A 19,766-nucleotide genomic window follows, 5' to 3' on the forward strand; every position below is an offset into this window, starting at 1 on the left:
ATCAGGGAGGGTCGTCTAGGGTGAAACCATGAGCACTGTGTAGGGCTCATGTCGACAGCCAAACGTAAACCCTATTCTAGGTTGTCGTTGAACATTTACCCGCTTAAGGAGAATGTCTCATGAAACTTTTTAAAACTGCGCTTTTGGTCGGCTCGGTCCTTCTGTCCTCCCTGGTGTGGGCTGAAGGCGGTGGAGACCGCACGTTTGAACGCTCGGCCGCTCATCAGATTCAAGCCAAAAGCATGGAGCAGCACGCTGCGAAATTGCAAACCAACGCCTAATCTACAAGATGTGGTAGTTCATCAATAGGATGGAATCAGGCATGAGTCGTTGCGTGGTACGGGAGCGCTTCTGAGCTTGTCTCAAGGCGTACTCTTCAAAGTTGAGGGAGCTATGTGCTGTGATGGCTCAAAATATGGATAAAACCCTGATCAAGCTGCTCATGGTGCTGCTGTTCGTCGTAGCGGCAGCACATGGTCAAGCTTTGATGTTTCAATCCGAGCCGTCAACTGTCCCTCTTAACTGTCCGGCAGCGCAGAGTATGCTTGCTGAATCCAGCAGAATGAATATCTGCCCAGACATGTCGAACCAAGTCACTTGCTCGATAAGTTGCTCCATTCCCTCGACGGGAGCGGTCACGTTTCTTATTTCAATATGGCACACCTTAAAATCTTCCCAATACGACTGCTATACAACTTCACTCGGTCGTATGCCAGTTGCTCCAGACCCTTTTCCTCCCAAGTATTCCAGCCTGTCCTAACCACTGGACCAGCTCGTTTGTTTTTCAGCGACACCGCCAAAAAAGCATTAAGGCGCGTCGCGCGGGGCTGTAACTAATATTTCTGTCGTCGATGAAAAAGGATCAGGTGATTACCGTGAATAAATCATCCGCTGGCTCTACATGCCCAGTAGAAACGTCTGAGCGTTAGTTTTGTGACTGAGGTATGTAGATAAATACCTGAAAATTTAGAGAAATAGACCATGACCATGACCATGACCAAGAACATAGCGCGATATGCAAAAAATATGTTGCAACATCACCCGCTGATTGCAGGACTTGTCGTTGCAATTGTTTTCACCTTGCTTTTTAACCTGAGTGCTCTGTTTGCAGTAGTCACTCTACCTGCTCTGCTTTCTATTCTGCCCTGTCTGTTGATGATCGGGTTCTGCATGAAAAGCATGGGCGGTAAAACTGCCTGCGAGCAGAAGGCTCCGGATCAGCCATTGCTGACCCAGCGCTTGTCGAAAACCCAAGTTGTTGATCAGGAGAACCATCATGCGTAACGCTACTGCCTACACAGCCGTACTCGCCGCCATACTGACTCTTGGAACTATTTCCACGAGTTTTGCCGAACAGCCCAAGGACACTACTAAGGACGGTTCTGACATGATGAAGGGAAAGGATATGCCGATGATGGACGGCGGTAAAATGCCAATGATGGACATGATGCAGGAGATGTCCGCCATGATGAAGAACTGCAATGCAATGATGGACAACATGAACAAGCACATGGGCAGTGAACCCGCTCAAGGCGGCACCAAGGTGCAATAACAGTTCGTTTAATCGCTGATCCCGTGTCCTCTTAAACAGAGAGACACGGGGCAATTACTTCTGAGTAGGGGTATCGCGCGCACTAGCCGTATCGCTACTCGGATGCTCCGATGTTTCTTCCAGGTATCGGCGCTGAATGCCGATCCGCTGTTGATCGAGATGGAGCCTAATCATGAATGACTTTTCCATGCACTATGGGCACTGGGGGTGGGTGCTGATCATGGTGCTCATTGCATCCTGGGTCCTCTATCGTTTCGTCGCCCCACGCAGTTGGCGTGACTGGATGGGTGCAGGTTTAGTGCAAGCTTTTATCATCGCGTTGTACGCCGAGATGTACGGCTTCCCACTGACTATTTACCTGCTGACTGGTTTCCTGGGAATAGATCTCCCGCTGACCGGATTCTCGGGCCATCTTTGGGCAACAATGCTGGGCTACGGTGCTACCGGGGCCATGCTGGAAATGATGTTGGGCGGCGTGTTTATCGTGGTCGGCCTGGCTCTGTTGATCCGGGGCTGGGTTCAGGTTTACCGCACAAGTCTGGAGGGGAAGCTGGCGACAGAGGGTGTCTACGGTGTGGTCCGCCACCCGCAATACACCGGGATCATGCTAGCGGTCTTCGGTCAGGTCATTCACTGGCCGACGGTGATCACGTTATTGTTGTTTCCCCTGATCGTCTTGGCTTATGTCCGTCTAGCGAAGCGGGAGGAGTCGGCCTTGACCGAACGTTTTGGCGAGGAGTATCAGACCTACCGGCAGCGGGTGCCCATGTTGTTCCCACGCTTGCGGAATTGGCGGGAGTTCATCCATTCACTGCTCTTTGCTTATCAGCAATAGCCTGGTGTCCTCTGAGCCTGCGTGACGAACACGTCATCGCAAACGGATCCCAAGAATACTTGTTGACCGAAAAAAAGGCGCCTAACTCAGGCGCCTGAAACCATCCTCCAAACCAAAGGAGCCAAACAGGAGGATGGTGGAGCAATCAACTCTTCATTACACCGTAGGGCTGCCAGCCTTTCGCTGACCTGTGCGCCTATGAATGGTGGATAGCTGGTCCGGTATCAGCTGGTGAAGGTCGTACCAGCCAGCCATGCCATTGTTACTTCAGGGGCTTGATCGACACGATGGTGGCCGCCATTCCCTCGGCACGAAACTCAAACGCTACTTGATCCCCAGCCTTCAGGCCTGCCAGTTGTTTGGTGGTGGCGTTGAATGCCATGGTCATGGCAGGCCACTGCACGGCCGGCACAGCGCCATGGGCGATAGTCACCGTATGTTTCGTGGTGTCGACCGCCTTGATCGTACCCTCGGCTTTGGCCACTGGAGCCTGCTTCGTTTCCTGCTTCATCTGCATGCCTTCCATGGGCATAGCGTCCATTTTCATACCCGGCATGTCCTCTGCCTGGGCGGAAAGAGACAGTGCGACAACGGTGCTTGCAACGGCGATCAGGGTCAGTTTCATACGACTTTTCCTTGAGGGTTGGTGGATACAACGGGGAGGTGCCGACGGCGCATCAAGCGGTAGGCCGCCGGAATAACGAACAGGGATAACAAGGGAGCAGTGACCATGCCGCCGACCATCGGCGCGGCGATGCGACTCATGACTTCGCTACCAGTGCCACTGCCCCAGAGAATCGGCAATAGGCCGGCGATGATGACTGCGACGGTCATCGCCTTGGGTCGAACGCGCAGCACTGCACCTTCGCGAATCGCGTCGACCAGCCCACGCTCGGTGTTGTCACCGGCGTCTTCTCGTTCGGTCCAGGCGTTCTTCAGGTAGAGCAGCATGATCACGCCAAATTCGGCCGACACACCGGCCAGGGCGATAAAGCCAACACCGGTAGCCACTGACAGATTGAACCCCAGCAGATAGAGGAACCACGCCCCGCCCGTCAGGGCGAACGGCAGGGTAGCCATGATCAGCAAGGCCTCGTCGAAGCGAGCGAATGTCAGGTAGAGCAGGACGAAAATGATCAGCAGCGTGGCCGGCACCACCAGCTTGAGCCGTGCATTGGCTCGCTCAAGAAATTCGAACTGCCCCGAGTAGCTCAAACTCATGCCCGGCTGCAACTTGACCTGCTCACTGACGTCCCGGCGCAGGTCGGCCACCACCGAGGCAATATCCCGCCCCCGCACGTCGATGTACACCCACCCGGAAGGCCGTGCGTTCTCGCTCTTGAGCATCGGCGGACCGTCGCTGACCTTGATCTTCGCCACCGTGCCAAGGGTGATCTGGCTCCCCAGTGGGGTGTAGATCGGTAATTGCTCCAGGGCGCCGAGCGAATCACGCCACTCACGCGGATATCGCACATTGATTGGGAAGCGGGCGAGCCCTTCAATGGTCTCCCCGACATTTTCACCGCCGATTGCGCCGGCGACGATTGATTGCACATCGGCGATATTCAACCCATAGCGAGCAGCGGCTTTGCGGTCTATATCCACATCGATATAACGCCCGCCAGTCAATCGTTCGGCCAGAGCCGAACTGACACCGGGCACGTCCTTGGCCACGCGCTCGACCGCCTGAGTCGCGGCATCGATCTCCGTCAGGTTGCTACCGGCAATTTTCACCCCGATCGGGCTCTTGATCCCGGTGGCGAGCATGTCGATGCGATTGCGGATCGGCGGGATCCAGATATTGGTCAGTCCCGGTACACGCACCACCCGATCCAGTTCCTCCACCAGCTTCTCCTGGGTCAGGCCGGGTCGCCATTGCTCACGCGGCTTGAACTGAATGGTGGTCTCGAACATCTCCAGTGGCGCCGGGTCGGTGGCGGTTTCCGCACGGCCCGCTTTACCGAAGACGTGCTCGACTTCGGGTACCGTCTTGATCAGACGGTCAGTCTGTTGCAGCAATTGCGCGGCTTTCTGCGCCGACAACCCCGGCAGCGCTGAAGGCATGTAGAGCAGGTCGCCCTCGTCCAACGGCGGGAGGAACTCGCCCCCCAACCGGGACATCGGCCATATTGCGCTGAGGAACACCAGCAGTGCGACCAGCATGGTGACTTTGGGTCGACGCAGCACCGCGTCCAGGGCCGGTTGATAGAGCCTGATCAACCAGCGGTTCAGCGGGTTCTGTTCCTCATTGGGAATCCGCCCGCGAATCCAGTAACCCATCAACACCGGCACCAGGGTCACCGACAGTCCGGCCGCCGCCGCCATGGCATAGGTTTTGGTGAAAGCCAGGGGGCCGAACAGCCGGCCCTCTTGCGCCTCCAGGGTGAACACCGGGATGAACGACAGGGTAATGATCAACAGGCAGAAGAACAGTGCCGGGCCTACCTCGGCCGCCGCTTCGGTCATTACATGCCAGTGATGCTCGCCCTTGAGCTCTTCCCCTGGATGGGCCACGTGCCAGGCCTCGATCTTCTTGTGAGCGTTCTCGATCATCACCACCGCGGCGTCGACCATCGCGCCGATGGCAATGGCGATCCCGCCCAGGGACATGATGTTGGCGTTGATTCCCTGGTAGCGCATGACGATGAAGGCCATCAATACCCCGACCGGCAGCGAGATAATGGCCACCAGGGATGAGCGCAGATGCCAGAGAAATATCCCGCAGACCAAGGCGACGACGATGAACTCTTCGAGCAACTTGTGGCTGAGGTTTTCCACGGCGCGGTCGATCAGCTTGCTGCGATCGTAGGTGGTGACGATTTCCACCCCGGCCGGCAGGCTTTTCTTCAACTCGTCGAGCTTGGTTTTGACTGCTGCGATGGTCTCGCGGGCGTTCTTGCCGCTGCGCAGAATCACCACGCCACCGACGGTTTCACCCTCACCGTCGAGTTCGGTGATGCCACGACGCATCTCCGGCCCCAGCTGGATCGTGGCCACATCGCCAAGGGTCACCGGCACACCACCCGCACCGAGCCTCAGCGGGATAGCGCGAAAGTCATTCAGGGTCCTCAGGTAGCCGGAGGCGCGGACCATGAACTCGGTCTCTGCCATTTCCAGCACCGCGCCACCGGTTTCCTGGTTGGCCTTGCCAATAGCCTCAGTCACCTGCGCCTGGGTGATGCCCTGGCTGGCCAGTTTGAGCGGATCGAGCTGCACCTGGTACTGCTTAACCATGCCGCCGACGGTGGCCACTTCCGCAACGCTCGGTAAAGTCTTGAGTTCGAACTTGAGAAACCAGTCCTGCAGCGCGCGCAGCTGCGCCAGATCGTGTCCACCGGTGCGATCCACGAGGGCGTACTGATAGATCCAGCCCACCCCCGTAGCATCCGGCCCCAACGCCGGTTTGGCGCTGGTCGGCAGACGGCTTTGTATCTGGCTCAGGTACTCCAGCACCCGCGAGCGGGCCCAATACATATCGGTACCGTTTTCGAACAGCACGTACACGAAGCTGTCGCCGAAAAAGGAATAGCCGCGCACGATTTTGGCGCCCGGCACCGAGAGCATGGTGGTCGCCAACGGATAGGTCACCTGATTCTCGACGATCTGCGGTGCTTGTCCTGGATAAGGAGTGCGAATGATCACCTGAACATCGGACAGATCCGGCAGCGCATCGATGGGCGTGCTCTGCACCGACCAAACGCCCCAGGCCGTGACGAACAGCGTGGCCAATAGCACCAGGAAACGGTTAGCGACTGACCAGCGGATCAGGGCCGCGATCATGGCTGACCCCCTAGTTTTTCCAGACGCTCAACGCGCAAACCATCATCGGTTTGGCTGACTGATACACGAACCTTGTCGCCCGACTTGAGCCCCTGCATGAGCGCAGGGTCCGCCAATGGGAAGGTCATGGTCATGCCTGGCATGCCCAATGTCTTGAAGGGACCGTGAGCAAGCGTCACGTCTTTGCTATTGATTTGCAGGACTTGTCCCTCCGACTCATGAAGGGCGGAGGCTGCGGTGGGAGGTGCTGGCATTTCCAGCGTGCTGGCGACGATGCCCTTGAGGCTGGCCTCGGAGTCGAGCAGGAACTGGCCGGAGCTGACCACCTGTTGACCTTCTTGCAAGCCATTCAATACCGCCGTCTTACCGTCGTTTTCCTGCCCGGGTTGCACCTCTACCGGACGGTAGTGACCCGCATCTTCAGCGAGCATCACCAGCGTGCGCCGGCCGGTGCGAATGAGCGCCTCGCTCGGCACCCACAACACACTTTGCTCAGTCGAACGACTCAAGCGTACCTGCGCCGTCAATCCGGGTCTGAGGCGCCCGTCAGGGTTGGGTAGTTCGACCCGCACGCGAACGGTGCGACTGTCCGGATTGGTTTCCGGCAGAATCGCGCTGACCGTGCCCTTGAGCACAGTCCCAGGGAAGGCCGGCAGGCGTGCTTCGACCGTTTGCCCGACGACGATCGATCCAGTCTCCGACTCTGGAACGGCCACCGCTAGCCAGACGCTGCTCAAGCCATTGACGCGTGCCAGCGTCTCGCCGGCGGCCACGGTCATTCCCTCGCGCACATTCAGCTCTTGCAGCACACCACCAATAGGGCTGCTGAGGGTCAGGTTCGGCTGAATCTTGCCGCTGCGTTCTACTTGGGTAATCAGTACTGCTGGCATCCCGGTGAGCCGCAATCGTTGGCGGGCCGCCGCCAGCAAGCCAGCATCGCCATGACGTTTAAGCGCGAGGAATTCTTCCTGAGCGGCTGCCCACTCCGGCACCAGGATATCCGCCAATGGCGCATTGGCCTTGAGCACATCGCCGGGAGCACGGGCATACACCCGCTCGACAAAACCGGCGGTACGCGCCTGGATCACGGCGACGTCCCGCTCGTTGAACGCCAGCACGCCGACCACATCCAGACTGGAAGCGAGGACGCCACGGGTGACGGTCGCCAGGCGCAGTCCCAGATTCTGAGTCAGGCCTGGATCGATGCTGATCGCGGCACCGGTGGTTGCGCCATCCGCGTATTGCGGTACCAGCTGCATGTCCATAAAGGGCGATTTGCCTGGTTTATCGAACTTCTGCTGCGGGACCATTGGGTCATACCAATACAACACCTTGCGTTCGTCTTGCGTCTTGGGACTTTGCTCGGCGAGCGCATCAGGCATTGCGTTCATGCGTTGCTGAGCGAACCAGTACCCGCCGGCAACACCCAGGGCGACGGCCAAGGCAGTCAACACAGCCGTTTTCAAGATTCGAGTGCTCATTGGCTGGTTTCCCCATAATTGAAATACAAGCGCGCATTGGTCAGGGCTCGCTGTTCTTCGACGTCGATTTGTTTGAGACGGGCCTCGATGAGTTCACGTCGAGCCGCGACGACAGCCGCCAGGTCGCCTTTCCCAGCGCGGTAGCTGGCCATGGTCAGTCCGACCTTTTCCTTGGCGAGTGGCAGCAGGCTGTCCTGACTGCGGTGTACGGCACGGTTCAGGCGTTCGTAGTCGGCCAGATCCGCCTCCAGTTGCTCGGTATGCTCGCGTGTAAGGGCCTCGCGCTCGGCTTCCAGTTGATTCAGCTCGGCGTGTTTGGCGGCGATCTTGGGATTTTGTCGGGAGCCGGGGAACAGCGGCAGGTCGAAGGTGAATTGCACGCTGACCATGTCGCCGAACTCCCGCCCGCGGCGCTGGTAATCGAGCTCCCAGCTCCAGTCGGACTGCTTTTCCGCCTCGGCTTCACGCACCTTGGCTTCGGCCTCGCGGGTCATCGGGGTGAAAGCCGCCAGCGCGGGATGATGTTGCAGCTTATGGGAATAATCTGACGTATCGACGGGCCATTGCGGCAAGCCACCCGTTGGCTGGTCGTTGGCCGTCGGGCCAATCCAGCGCTTGAGCGCCGCTCGGGTCTGTGCCCGCAGGCGGATCAGGTCGTCCTGTTGTTCCGCCAACTGCGCAGCCTCCTGTTTCGGCGTGACCGCATCGGCAGGCTGGGCACGACCACCGGCGATTTGGGCGCGCACGGTATCGGTCAACAGACGATTTTCTTTGTAAAAGTCCTGGAACAGCGCCTCTTTACGCTCGACTGAATAGCTGCTGATCCAGGCCAATGCCGTGGCCTGTCGGACATTCAGCCGCTCGACTCGACTTTCAGCCGCGGCTCGATCAACGGCCGCTTCGGCGACCTCGATACGCGCCCGGCGCTTGTCGCGGTTGGGCACTTCCTGCATGACCCCAACCATCTGCATGGTCATGAAGTCCTGGTCAATGCTCCAGCGATCCGGGCCGCCAATGGGATAGTTCTGCACACCCAGCAGTAACTTCGGATCGGGTAGCTCACCGGCTGGAATGGCAGCACTGCTGGCAGCTTGCAGTTTGGCCGCTTGGGCCGTCAGTGACGGGGCATTGTTTTCGGCCAACCGCAAGGCTTCATCGAATGTCAGGGGTGCGGCTAGGCTCGGCAATGCCAGCACGCTTGCCGCCAAGGCAGCCACGACGGGCCAGCCTGTGCAATAGCGTATGGAGTTCATGCTCACGATTCCTGTGATGTTCCACTGCGCGCCTCTTGGACATGCACGCAGAAATGCCATCCCGCCAAGGCAGGATGAGACTCAGTGTGGTACAGGAATCAGGCGCGGGGCGGTCGCCATACCCCGGACGGGGTTTGTATTGGCAGGAAATCGCTGAAGAAGGAAAGCACTACGGGGCTGGATAAGGTAACAGGAGGCTTGATGATCGAGACTTGTAGCATGCCGCCCGTTTTGCACTCCTGGCCTGGCTTGCAGGGTTTGCCGTGATCGGAGGGGCTTTTCATGTCATGGCAGCAGTCCGGCCCCATGTCATCCATCATCGCCATACCCGCCGTTTTCATTGGGCAAGGTTCTGTCGGTGCCTGAATGCCCGCCATCCCGCTGAGGGGAAGCGCCAGGCTAATCAGGAAAATAAGGCAGCACCGCAGGTAGCGTTTCATGCGGGAGAGTCTAGTCGTTAGTAACGAACCGGACAATTACAAATCCGTAAGAAAGAGCCCATTGGCTAGAGTTTGAGGGTCAATAGGCACCTCCTCGGGTACAAGGACTCGCTGAACAGCCAGGCCCAACTCGCTCAGCATGGAAATAGTTACCGCTCACGGCCTATCGTCTGGATCACGCTTGGTTGGTTTGATCTTCTGTGTGTCATCGGTGGTCGGCGCATCCTTGTGCATGCCGCGCATACAAAACACCATCATTAGCGGACACAGCAACACCAGAAAGATCAGCGCGTTTGCCACGATCCAGGCTTGAAAAGTTGGAAACAAGAGATAGGCAGCCGCCAGGATAATGGCCGCACCGACACCCAGCTGGACCATTGAGGGTTTATTACGAGTCATGATGCTCTCCTTTTGGGCAGATCGTAGGAGGTAGGTCATCCAGAACCGGCCCAGGTGGTTGCTCAGCGTCATCGCAATGCTCGGCCAGATACGTCAGGGCCTCGCACATGACCTGAAGCGTGGTAATACGTGCATTCAGCGCATCGATATTGCTCAGCGCAATGGCCTGAACCACATCGTCAGGACGATTGCGGTCCCGCCATAACGCCAACAAGGCGCGAACCCGCTCGACCGGGAATCCCAGATCCCGTGCATGGTGAATGAAGCGCAAAACGTGTACATCGCTCTCGCAGTAGACGCGATAGCCAGACCGCGTGCGCTGTGACGGCGGGATCAGGTCAATGCGCTCGTAGTAGCGGATCATTCGAGTGGACAAGCCGCTGACACTTGCCACCTCACCAATGTTCATTGGATCCTCTCGTTCGCTGAACCACCGAATTAGCTCCATTCTCGTTGTGCCGGCTGCCAACGCTTCAGCAGCAAGGCGTAAGTCACCACTGAGACACTGGACAGCGCCATTGCTGCGCCAGCCACCACAGGACTCAACAGACCCATCGCCGCCAGTGGAATACCGATCAGGTTGTAGATGAAGGCCCAGAACAGACTCTTCAAAATCCGCCCATAGGTGTGACGAGACAGCATCAAGGCATCCGCCACCAGCGCCGGGTCGCCGCGCATCAGGGTGATACCCGCGGTATGCATCGCCACATCGGTACCGGTCGACATAGCGATGCCGACATCGGCCGCCGCCAGTGCTGGAGCGTCGTTGATGCCGTCACCAACCATCGCCACAACCGCGCCGTCGACCTTCAATGCCCGTATCGCCGCCGCTTTGTCGCCGGGTAGCACCTCGGCGCGTACCTCGTCGAGGCCGAGTAGCCTGGCCACGCCGGTGGCGGCTCCAAGGTTGTCACCGGTAATCATCACGGTACGGATACCCAGCGCTTTCAGCCGGGCCACGGCTAACCGCGCGGAGGGCTTTAGCACATCACCAAAGGCAATCAGCCCCAACAACTGTGGCTGCCCGGATAGCTCGGCAAGCCAGGACACGGTGTTGCCAGCCTCGGCCACCGCCGCTGCGCGAACTGCCAACGGCGACAGGTCCACACCAATCTCCTGCATCAGCCGCGAGCTGCCCAGACGCAGATCGTGGCCCGCCACTGAAGCCGCCAAACCTCGCCCTGGCAAGGCCGTGACCCCGGATGCCGGTAATAACGTCATGCCTTCTTGCTGGGCTCTGTCCAGTAGTGCCTGGGCCAGTGGGTGCTCGCTGCCGGTCTGAGCTGACGCCGCTAGTTGCAGCAAGCGCACACTATTACCATCCTTCGCTTCCAGCGCCGTTACCTGGGGTTTGCCCAGTGTCAGCGTGCCGGTCTTGTCAAAGACCACCACGCTCACCCGATGCGCAATCTCCAGAGCTTGCGCATCCTTGATCAGAATGCCGTGGCGTGCGCCGACCCCGGTACCAGCCATGATCACCGTCGGTGTAGCGAGGCCCAGCGCACAGGGGCAGGCGATAACCAATACCGCCACCGCGTTAATCAGCGGGCCGGCCACCTCGCCGGTCAGCCACCAGCCAATCAGCAAGGTCATAGCCGCGACCACCAGCACCACCGGTACGAAAACGGCACTGATCCGATCGACCAAACGCTGGATCGGCGCTTTGGTCGCCTGGGCGTTTTCGACCAGTCGAATGATTCGGGACAGGGTGCTTTCCGCGCCGACCGCCGAGGTCATGATCAGTAGCAGGCCTTCGCCATTGATTGCGCCGCCGGTCACTGGATCGCCTTCACCTTTCGCCACTGGCAGACTCTCACCGGTCAGTAGCGATTCGTCGAGATGGCTTCGCCCTTCATGTACCACGCCGTCTGCCGGCACCCGCTCGCCCGGCCGCACTACCACCAGGTCTCCGACGATCAGTGAGCTGGCTGGAACCTCGTACTCCATTCCGTCGCGTTGCACGCGAGCGATGTCCGGTCGTAGCGCCTGTAGCGCACGGATAGCGTCCGCAGTATGGTGCTTGGCGCGCGCTTCTAGCCACTTGCCGAGCAGGACCAGAGTAATCACTACTGCGGAAGCCTCAAAATAGAGGTGCGGGACGCCGAGGCCGGAATGCGTCGCCAGAAGATAGACCGACAGCCCGTAGCTCGCGCTGGTACCGAGCGCCACCAACAGGTCCATATTGCCGCTGCCTACGCGCAATGCTCTCCAACCCGCCCGATAGAAACGCGCACCCAGCCAGAACTGAACAGGCGTGGCCAATAGCAGTTGCACCAAGCCTGGCAGGCTCCACCGTGCGCCCAACAATGCGGCGAGCATCTGTATCACCAACGGTAAGGACAGCACGGCGGCCACAGCCACCGGCCACCCGTCACGGCGACGCAGCCTACCAGTGGACACCTCGGCAGCCGGAACGCTGGCCTCGTAGCCGGCAGCTGCTACTGCTTGCATCAACACCGACAGCGATACTACGCCGGACACGGTCCGAACCCAGGCGTCCTCACTGGCCAGATTCACCGCTGCCGACTGTACACCCGGTACTTTCATCAGGGCTTTTTCGACACGCCCGACGCACGAGGCGCAAGTCATGCCGTCGATGGCCAGGACCAGTTCGTCTTCTTTCACGCGGTAGCCCGCGTCCGCTACGGCCTGGAGCAGCAGAGTCAGCGCTGTATTGACATCAACTTCGACGGTTGCCGTTTCGCTGACCAAGTTGACACTGGCGCTAGAAACACCGGGCACTCGGGTCAATGCTTTCTCGACACGTGCTACGCAGGAAGCACAGGTCATTCCCGCTACGCCGAGCGTCCATTGCTGGACAGGATTAGACGTGGCGGTAGCGGTATGGGGGAATAGGCTGGCCATCACCAACCTCCTGAGGAACCTCTCTCCCGTAAGGTTGGACCTTGCCATTGCGGCAAGGTCAAGCAGCAACGTGATTGCTGGACGCGTCCGCGAAAAGAGGATGGAGACTGGTCTGTCGACGGAGTCACCACCTCAATGTTGATGATGCCGTAAGACCAGCTAACTCAATGGCTTACAGAGTAAATACCCTGGTTTCCGCCTAGTCTTGGCGCGTCTCCTATACTGACTCGCGTTGACAGACTCAACACAAACATTCGAGCGCCGTCGGAACAGCAGGCAGAATGCTGACAGCGTCCCTCCCAGTCACTGTAAGGAGACCGAACATGGCAATCCGCATTGGTGACGAAGCACCGGATTTTACCGCCGAAAGCACCGATGGCCCGCTCCACTTCCACGAGTGGATTGGCGACAAATGGGCCATCCTGTTCTCGCACCCTAAGGATTTCACTCCTGTCTGTACCACCGAACTTGGGTATATGGCCGGACTCAAGCCGGAGTTCGACAAACGCAACACCAAGATAGTCGGGCTCAGCATCGACCCGATCAGTGACCACCGGGCCTGGGTCGGCGACATCCAGGAGACCCAGGGCCATGCGGTCAACTACCCCATGATCGGCGACGAGAACCTGGTGGTGGCCAAGCTCTACGACATGATTCACCCCAATGCCAGTGGCGGCGCGCGCACCGCCGCAGACAACGCCACGGTGCGTTCGGTGTTCATCGTCGGCCCGGACAAGAAGGTCAAGGCAATGCTCATCTACCCGATGAGCGCCGGACGCAACTTCGATGAAGTGCTGCGCCTGCTCGACTCCCTGCAATTGAACGCCAAGCACACCGTCGCCACCCCGGTGAACTGGCGTCCGGGTGAGGACGTCATCATTCCGACTTCGGTATCCGACGAAGACGCCAGGAAGAAATACCCGCAGGGCTTCAAGACGTTGAAGCCCTATCTGCGCACCGTGGCACAGCCGAAGTAACAACCACCCGCAAGGGCTTAGTCACGAGTGGAGAATGGATTATGTATCTGGGAACGACGCTACGCCGGACGATATCGATTGGCGTGTTGATTGGGCTCACCCACCTGACTGCCGGCGCCGCGACGACGGTCACCTTGAAGCATGTCCATGGGCTCGCTTTTAGCCAGGATGGGCAGCAGCTGTCCATCCCCAGCCATGACGGTCTGGCCCTGTACCGTGATGGTCACTGGAGCAAGGCACCTGGGCCTGAACACGACTACATGGGCTTTTCTGCCGGTCGTCAGGCGATCTATAGCAGCGGCCATCCGGCCAGTGGCAGTGCCTTGGTCAATCCTCTCGGGCTGATCAAGAGCAGTGACGGCGGAAGTACCTGGCAGCAGCTTGGACTTCAGGGTGAGTCGGACTTCCATCTGCTAGCCAGCGGTTTCGACAGCGGGGCTATTTACGTTTACAACACGCGTCCGAACTCGAAAATGACCTCTGCTGGCTTGTACTACAGCCTGAACGACGGAGCTACCTGGCAGCATGCGATGGCGCAGGGAATGGGGCCAGAGCCGAGGGCATTGGCGGTGCATCCCACTGACAGCAAAACAGTTGCCGTGGTGACCAGCAGTGGCCTGTTTTTATCAAACGATGCCGGTGAGCATTTCCAACCGGTTATCCCAGATGTACAGGTGTTAAGCGTCAGCTTCAGCCTAGACGGAAAGAGCTTATGGTTCGGCAGCTATGACAAGATACCGCAGCTCTCGATCCTGGACCTGAAGACCCACGAGATCAGCGCGCTCGGTTTGCCACCACTCGATCAGGATGCCGTCGCTTACTTGGCGCAAAATCCGGCCAATGCTCAGGAGTGGGCGATGGCGACCCTCAAGCGTGACGTCTATCTGTCGCAAGACGAAGGCAAGACCTGGAACGCGATCGCACAGGCGGGGCAAACACTGAAATAACACCTCAGACTGAGTGCACCAAAGGGATAGGCCAACATTCGGTTTGTGAGTGTTGAGCCAAGCGTCCTTATGCCTCGGACGTGTGCAGTTGTTGTATCAAAACAGCAACAGCGCATCGGCCCGGTGTACCGCCTATCCACAACATCCTCGCTGCGCTTGAATCGGTGGGCATTTCACCGAGCCGAAGGAGCAGAACACGCAACAGTCACCTGGATCAGGGCGCAGTAGATTCTTGCAGTTGCTGCATTCGTAGAAGTACAGACAGGCATCTGTGGGCATGGTTTCCTGCCTGGCGAAACCACAGTGCGGGCAGGTCAGCACGGACTCAAGAACAAGGGTACTCATGGGGCATCACTTCTGTACGGTGGAGGGGTAGCCCGCGTTCATTGTCGCCTTGGTGAGCGCTTCATTCGTGGTTTGGTCCGGGTCGAAGGTCACAGTGGCCGTTTTCTTGTCGAAATCGACCGTGACCGCATTTACGCCTGGTACCTTCTGCAGTGCCTTCTTCACTGTGATCGGGCAAACCTCGCAGGTCATGTTCTGCACTCCGAGCGTAACGGATATTGGTGGGGCGGCCAGCGCTGCCAAGGGTAAGCAGATGAGCAGGGCAATCAGTCGTTGACGCATGGTGATCTTCTCTCAGTAAAACAGCGGGACGAGCCAAGGCACGGCCAACAGGCCGAGCAGCAGTATTGCAACCAGCCAGAAAATCAACCGTTGCCGCTTGAGGGGTCGAGAGATAGCGCAAGACGAACCCGAGGCGCCGGGTTGCGGTACAAGGTAGAGCATGTAGAAGGCCAAACCGAGAAATAGCAGCGTCAGCCCGATGAAGATCGGGCGATAGGGCTCCAGTGCCGTCAGATTTGCGACCCAGGCACCGCCGATCCCAAGGGTCAGTAATACCAGTGGTCCGACGCAACATACTGATGCACCAATAGCGGCAAGCGCACTGGCGAACATCGAATTTTTTCCTGTGATAAATGCCATGTCGGTTTCCTTGAGCCCGTTTGTCCAGGTGATATTCTAAATCCTGTACCTAGGTACGGAATCAAGGGGAACATGGTGTCGAAAGAGCTGACCATTGGAAAACTGGCGGATGCAGTTGGAGTGAATGTCGAGACCATTCGCTATTACCAGCGACTCGGCCTGCTGGATGAGCCTAACAAGCCGCTAGGTGGTCACCGGCGCTATGCGGTGGAACAGGCAGAGTGCCTGCGCTTTATCAAACGAGCACAGGCACTGGGCTTTTCGCTATCCGAAATCAGTGGACTGTTACGGCTGGATAAAGGCTGTGTGTGCGCCGAGACGCGAGCATTAGCAGTCAGCAAACTGGCGCTGATTGAACAGAAAATCGCCGACCTTGCCGCGTTGCAAAAGAACTTGGCTAGGTTGGTGCAGCAATGTGACGCCGGAGATGGAGGGTTGAATTGTCCAATCATCGAGGCACTGGAGCATGAGTAATGCTGCCTGCCAGGGATGAACAATGTAAAACGGCGCCTATAAGCCGATGCTAGTCTTGATAGATACGCCGCTAGGTCGGTGCTGTTTGCGACTCCAGTGGAGTTGCCAGTTAACAATGGGGGATTGAGCCAACACACGTCGTGGTGGCCGGGGGATTCGTCGGTATGGTACCGGCAGGATAGGAATTATGAGTAGCCCCCAAACTATTCACCCGATTTGGCTCCGACTGACCCACTGGGTCAACGTCATCGCGGTGCTCATCCTGGTGATGAGCGGCTGGCGTATCTATAACGCATCACCGATTTTTTTCTTTCGGATTCCCGACAGCATCACCTTGGGTGGTTGGTTGGCGGGTGCACTGCTGTGGCATTTCGCGGCGATGTGGATACTGGCCATAAACGGCATTATTTACATTTTGCTCAATATTTTCTCCGGCCGTATCGTCTACAAGTTTTTCCCGATACACCCCGCCGAAGTCTTGCATGATTTCCGGGCTGCCCTCAGGGGCAAGCTCGCCCATGCCGACGTGCGGCAATACAACTCCCTGCAAAAGCTCGCCTACCTCTTTGTCGTGCTCGATCTCATTGTGCTCGTGCTGTCGGGTCTGGTGCTCTGGAAACCGGTGCAGTTTCCTCTGCTGAGGGAACTGATGGGCGACTATGACTCAGCGCGCATCGTGCATTTTGTCTGCATGGGCCTGCTGGTCGCCTTTACCGTGGTGCATCTGGTGATGGTGGCCCTCGTGCCACGCACCCTGATTGCCATGCTGCGCGGACGCTAACTCATGAACAGAAAAGTTAAACAAGAAGGGCTAGATGACTCCGCCATCATCAAATCGGTAGCGCAGGAACTTGATCTACCTGCACGCAGACAGTTTCTTCGCCATGCCTGGACGCTGGGCGGGATTGCCTTACTGACGGGCTGTCGCCTGGATGACAGCAACTCGGTGGAGTCCATGTTGAAAATGGTTTCGCGCTTCAATGACAAGGTACAGGCGGCGCTATTCGATCCGAACAGGCTGGCACCGACCTACCCGGAGTCGATGATGACACGCCCCTTTCCCTTCAACGCCTATTATGACCGCAACAGCATCCCGGACATCGATGGTTCTGGTTTCAAACTCGCGGTTGGTGGCCTGGTCCAGGATAAGCACAGCTGGCCCCTCACTGAGCTGAACCAGCTGCCGCAAACCACTCAGGTTACGCGGCTGATTTGTGTGGAGGGGTGGAGCGCCATCGGCAAATGGGGAGGTGTGACCCTTTCGACCTTTCTGCAACGTGTAGGCGCCGATACCAGCGCCAAATATATCGGGCTGAAATGCGCCGATGACTATTACACCAGCATCGACATGCCCACCGCCTTGCACGCGCAAACACTGCTCACCCTGCGCTATGACGATCAGGTCTTGCCACCGGAATACGGTTATCCCCTGCGGTTGCGGATGCCGACCAAACTGGGCTTCAAGAACCCCAAGCATGTTATGGAGATCTTTGTGACCAATGACTACCCCGGTGGCTATTGGGAAGATCAGGGGTACAACTGGTTCAGTGGCAGTTGAGCTATCGAGTGTCCTGATAACCGGCGCGTTACGGCTGTCCAATGGCACGGCCAAATTGATCTCCGGTACTAGGGGAGCCCACAGAATTCGGAAAAAATCGTACGCTAAGCTTTTGCCCCTCTAAGTTGGTAATTGCACTGACTTGACCACCCGTTTGCATTCGGCCCACCCTTGACCGAGCGAAGCGCTTCGTAAGCCCTCCGATACACCTTCAAATACCGCGATATTGATATGATGGCCGTGAGCCAGGTAGCGGCAGTCATTTATCAAATTAAAGAGGCGGAGTGACAATCTATGGAAGGACTTGCAGTTGCTGACGTGATCAAAATTGCGGCAGGCAGTGGTGTAATTGCTGCCCTAATTAATTCTGGGATTGGATGGCTTAAGGATCGCTCACAGCGTAATGCTCAGGCGCTAAAAGAAGCTGAAATAGAAGCTATCCACCTGATTTCAAAGCTTGATGCATTGGCGGCCCAGTGCGCCAGGAATTATTGGGAATTTCACCGAGTTTTGAGCAACGCCCGAGGTACTGAGCATGAGCGGAGTATAGGAAGTTGCGTCAAGCCTGAGCTGAAAATTGAGCCAGAAAATCTCTCAAAAATTGATCGAGCGATAGCTTGCCGGATTGCCTGGATTGAAAACGACATCAAGCTGGGTAATGACGGCATTCAAGCTCGATGGTATGTCTATCTTGATGCCGAGGACGCATTAGAGGCAGACGCTGATTTGGTCGGGTACTTCGGGCACGAGGCGCTCATGGTCGCAAGGGCGCTGAGAGAAAAATACAACCTAACCTATCAAGGTGCCCAATGGGGTATGAAGCGAATCGAAGAGCAGCTTTTGGAGTGCTCGGAGAAAGCGAAAAAATTCTTTGAAGAAAACGATTGAATTCCACTTGGCTGGCTGAATGAATCACTTCGCCATATTTGAAGGCTTACTTTGTGTAAGTTTCAGGGACTCGACCTGGGGTGGCTCTCGGGGGAGTGCCTGAACATGGGGCAGCCGGCAGTGCCGTGACAGGAAAGAACCGGCAGCCCGCGAACTCCTTACGTCGCGATCCAGGGGTTGCGCGAAACCGATGAAAATAGGTGGCCAACTCGAATGCAAACGCCTGTGCGGTGGTCAAGCGCAATGCAAACGAGTGGTCAGTACCGATGCAATCAGGCGGTCAAGTGGAATGCAATTTTGCATCTAGCGACGGGCCTTTTCGGCATCATCGAAGGTCCAACTCAAAGGTTGGAAGCGCGGATCGAAACGTCATCAGGACCTTTCGCCTGGCTCCGTCCAATTCGTCGGCGATGCGGTGCGTCAGCATATACGTCGGACAATCAGGCTTACCGCACCCACAGTGCTTAATCTTTCCGTCCCGAAGGCCGCCCACAAAGGTGCGGCGCAGCTCATCGACCTGTCGAACAACCTTTCCCAGCACCTCACGAGTATGTAGGTCTCGAAGATGGTGAATTGACGGGATGCGTCTGATCTCGTCGCCCTCGCGCGTCCGCCATATGCCGGTGTTGAGGGCGCCGATAGTGTCCTCTACTGCCTGCTGAAAGGCAGGCAACGAACTTTCCTGATAAAACGGCGTGTAAAAGGCAGGCCGATCAAAAACAGCCGCCATGAGTTGCAGTGCCTCGGCATCCGTGAGATCGGGAAAGTCATCAACGAACCTGCAAATGTCGGCCACGGCATCGGGAAACTCGATGCCTTGGACAAACCGATGCAACAGGTACTCCGCACGAAGCCGTAGATTCTCCTCGAACTCTACACCCGACCAAATCGTCACATTCGCAACTCCCAAAGAAGCTGCTGCCTGCCCAATCCGCGTTCGGCTGGTGTCCGAGACTGCGCCACGAGAGACAAACTTGAAGGCATCTGGAGTTCCACCTGTAGCCTTGACCGCGTTGGCCATGTCGGCCTTGGCTTTTGCTAGTGTTAAAGTGTTCCGGTTGGCGCACTGGATGATGGTCTTCCGTGCCGGCTGGTCATCAAAAGGCTCGACACCAGTGATGTCCCGTCCTTGGTCGCCTCCAGATTGGCCACGCCAGGCCAAATCGCGCCACCCTGCTCGCAAGTGGTAGGCAAAGACAAGACGTTCAAATTGGAGGCCACTGTAATCCTCGAAATGAATCGGAGAAACCATAACCGTTGCCATCCCCCTGCCTCCCTTCCTATAACAATTTCCAAATGATCAGACCAAAGATCAAACTGAGAAGCCCGA

General features: G+C 57.6%; 21 protein-coding genes and 1 pseudogene. 11 read left to right on the plus strand and 11 right to left on the minus strand.

Annotation, left to right across the window (positions count from 1 at the left end):
* The first annotated feature begins 119 nt into the window (after window positions 1-119).
* From ACTJKT_RS01245 to ACTJKT_RS01265, 5 genes are all read left to right on the plus strand, one after another.
* Window positions 120-281 (plus strand): co-regulatory protein PtrA N-terminal domain-containing protein, encoded by a 162-nt coding sequence (locus tag ACTJKT_RS01245; protein ID WP_440785869.1) that lies wholly within the window; start codon window positions 120-122, stop codon window positions 279-281.
* Window positions 282-415: 134 nt separating this feature from the next.
* Window positions 416-760, plus strand: coding sequence for a hypothetical protein (locus tag ACTJKT_RS01250; protein ID WP_440785870.1), 345 nt, complete (start codon window positions 416-418; stop codon window positions 758-760).
* A gap of 221 nt (window positions 761-981) precedes the next feature.
* Window positions 982-1,284, plus strand: coding sequence for a hypothetical protein (locus ACTJKT_RS01255; protein ID WP_440785871.1), 303 nt, complete (start codon window positions 982-984; stop codon window positions 1,282-1,284).
* A complete protein-coding gene (locus ACTJKT_RS01260) occupies window positions 1,277-1,552 on the plus strand; it encodes a hypothetical protein (RefSeq protein WP_440785872.1) in 276 nt (91 codons plus the stop codon). The genes ACTJKT_RS01255 and ACTJKT_RS01260 overlap by 8 nt, the downstream gene beginning before the upstream one ends.
* A gap of 172 nt (window positions 1,553-1,724) precedes the next feature.
* Window positions 1,725-2,387, plus strand: coding sequence for a methyltransferase family protein (locus ACTJKT_RS01265; protein ID WP_440785873.1), 663 nt, complete (start codon window positions 1,725-1,727; stop codon window positions 2,385-2,387).
* A 262-nt stretch (window positions 2,388-2,649) separates the two neighbouring features.
* On the opposite strand, the gene ACTJKT_RS01270 is transcribed toward ACTJKT_RS01265, so the two are convergent.
* The 8 genes from ACTJKT_RS01270 to ACTJKT_RS01305 form a co-directional block, all read right to left on the minus strand.
* A complete protein-coding gene (locus ACTJKT_RS01270; protein ID WP_440785874.1) occupies window positions 2,650-3,012 on the minus strand; it encodes a copper-binding protein in 363 nt (120 codons plus the stop codon).
* Window positions 3,009-6,167 carry an efflux RND transporter permease subunit gene (locus ACTJKT_RS01275; RefSeq protein WP_440785875.1) on the minus strand — a complete coding sequence of 1,053 codons (3,159 nt, stop codon included), beginning with the start codon at window positions 6,165-6,167 and terminating at the stop codon, window positions 3,009-3,011. Before ACTJKT_RS01275 ends, ACTJKT_RS01270 begins: the two co-directional genes overlap by 4 nt.
* Window positions 6,164-7,648 carry an efflux RND transporter periplasmic adaptor subunit gene (locus tag ACTJKT_RS01280; protein WP_440785876.1) on the minus strand — a complete coding sequence of 495 codons (1,485 nt, stop codon included), beginning with the start codon at window positions 7,646-7,648 and terminating at the stop codon, window positions 6,164-6,166. The genes ACTJKT_RS01275 and ACTJKT_RS01280 overlap by 4 nt, the downstream gene beginning before the upstream one ends.
* Window positions 7,645-8,901 carry a TolC family protein gene (locus tag ACTJKT_RS01285; RefSeq protein ID WP_440785877.1) on the minus strand — a complete coding sequence of 419 codons (1,257 nt, stop codon included), beginning with the start codon at window positions 8,899-8,901 and terminating at the stop codon, window positions 7,645-7,647. Before ACTJKT_RS01285 ends, ACTJKT_RS01280 begins: the two co-directional genes overlap by 4 nt.
* A gap of 98 nt (window positions 8,902-8,999) precedes the next feature.
* Entirely contained in the window at window positions 9,000-9,341 is a 342-nt protein-coding gene (locus ACTJKT_RS01290; protein WP_440785878.1) for a hypothetical protein, read from the minus strand.
* Window positions 9,342-9,497: 156 nt separating this feature from the next.
* Window positions 9,498-9,740 (minus strand): DUF2933 domain-containing protein, encoded by a 243-nt coding sequence (locus ACTJKT_RS01295; RefSeq protein WP_440785879.1) that lies wholly within the window; start codon window positions 9,738-9,740, stop codon window positions 9,498-9,500.
* Window positions 9,730-10,149 (minus strand): MerR family transcriptional regulator, encoded by a 420-nt coding sequence (locus tag ACTJKT_RS01300; RefSeq protein ID WP_440785880.1) that lies wholly within the window; start codon window positions 10,147-10,149, stop codon window positions 9,730-9,732. The genes ACTJKT_RS01295 and ACTJKT_RS01300 overlap by 11 nt, the downstream gene beginning before the upstream one ends.
* A gap of 29 nt (window positions 10,150-10,178) precedes the next feature.
* Entirely contained in the window at window positions 10,179-12,605 is a 2,427-nt protein-coding gene (locus ACTJKT_RS01305; protein ID WP_440785881.1) for a heavy metal translocating P-type ATPase, read from the minus strand.
* A 323-nt stretch (window positions 12,606-12,928) separates the two neighbouring features.
* Here ACTJKT_RS01305 and ACTJKT_RS01310 point away from each other — a divergent pair, with 323 nt between their 5' ends.
* Together ACTJKT_RS01310 and ACTJKT_RS01315 are read left to right on the plus strand one after the other, a co-directional pair.
* Complete coding sequence (locus tag ACTJKT_RS01310) at window positions 12,929-13,582, plus strand: peroxiredoxin (RefSeq protein WP_440785882.1); 654 nt, start codon at window positions 12,929-12,931, stop codon at window positions 13,580-13,582.
* 41 nt (window positions 13,583-13,623) lie between these two features.
* Entirely contained in the window at window positions 13,624-14,529 is a 906-nt protein-coding gene (locus ACTJKT_RS01315; protein WP_440785883.1) for a F510_1955 family glycosylhydrolase, read from the plus strand.
* Window positions 14,530-14,661: 132 nt separating this feature from the next.
* Here the strand turns inward: ACTJKT_RS01315 and ACTJKT_RS01320 are convergent, their stop codons facing one another.
* Together ACTJKT_RS01320 and merP are read right to left on the minus strand one after the other, a co-directional pair.
* Window positions 14,662-14,874 (minus strand): GDCCVxC domain-containing (seleno)protein, encoded by a 213-nt coding sequence (locus ACTJKT_RS01320; protein ID WP_440785884.1) that lies wholly within the window; start codon window positions 14,872-14,874, stop codon window positions 14,662-14,664.
* A gap of 6 nt (window positions 14,875-14,880) precedes the next feature.
* A pseudogene (merP, locus tag ACTJKT_RS01325) lies at window positions 14,881-15,516 on the minus strand (mercury resistance system periplasmic binding protein MerP).
* A gap of 75 nt (window positions 15,517-15,591) precedes the next feature.
* Between merP and merR the strand changes: the two are divergent.
* The 4 genes from merR (at window position 15,592) to ACTJKT_RS01345 (ending at window position 18,436) form a co-directional block, all read left to right on the plus strand.
* The gene (gene merR / locus ACTJKT_RS01330; protein WP_440785885.1) at window positions 15,592-15,990 is read left to right on the plus strand and encodes an Hg(II)-responsive transcriptional regulator; all 399 of its coding nucleotides are present in this window, start codon (window positions 15,592-15,594) and stop codon (window positions 15,988-15,990) included.
* Between the two features lie 187 nt (window positions 15,991-16,177).
* Window positions 16,178-16,771: a cytochrome b/b6 domain-containing protein gene (locus ACTJKT_RS01335; RefSeq protein ID WP_440785886.1), complete on the plus strand. Its 594-nt coding sequence runs from the start codon at window positions 16,178-16,180 to the stop codon at window positions 16,769-16,771.
* Window positions 16,772-16,774: 3 nt separating this feature from the next.
* Entirely contained in the window at window positions 16,775-17,548 is a 774-nt protein-coding gene (locus tag ACTJKT_RS01340; protein WP_440785887.1) for a molybdopterin-dependent oxidoreductase, read from the plus strand.
* A 294-nt stretch (window positions 17,549-17,842) separates the two neighbouring features.
* Window positions 17,843-18,436: a hypothetical protein gene (locus ACTJKT_RS01345; RefSeq protein ID WP_440785888.1), complete on the plus strand. Its 594-nt coding sequence runs from the start codon at window positions 17,843-17,845 to the stop codon at window positions 18,434-18,436.
* 325 nt (window positions 18,437-18,761) lie between these two features.
* On the opposite strand, the gene ACTJKT_RS01350 is transcribed toward ACTJKT_RS01345, so the two are convergent.
* Window positions 18,762-19,700 carry a hypothetical protein gene (locus ACTJKT_RS01350; RefSeq protein WP_440785889.1) on the minus strand — a complete coding sequence of 313 codons (939 nt, stop codon included), beginning with the start codon at window positions 19,698-19,700 and terminating at the stop codon, window positions 18,762-18,764.
* Window positions 19,701-19,766: the final 66 nt, after the last annotated feature.

Origin of the sequence: Pseudomonas sp. 22526, assembly GCF_052044735.1 — a bacterium.
Lineage (GTDB): Bacteria > Pseudomonadota > Gammaproteobacteria > Pseudomonadales > Pseudomonadaceae > Aquipseudomonas > Aquipseudomonas piscium.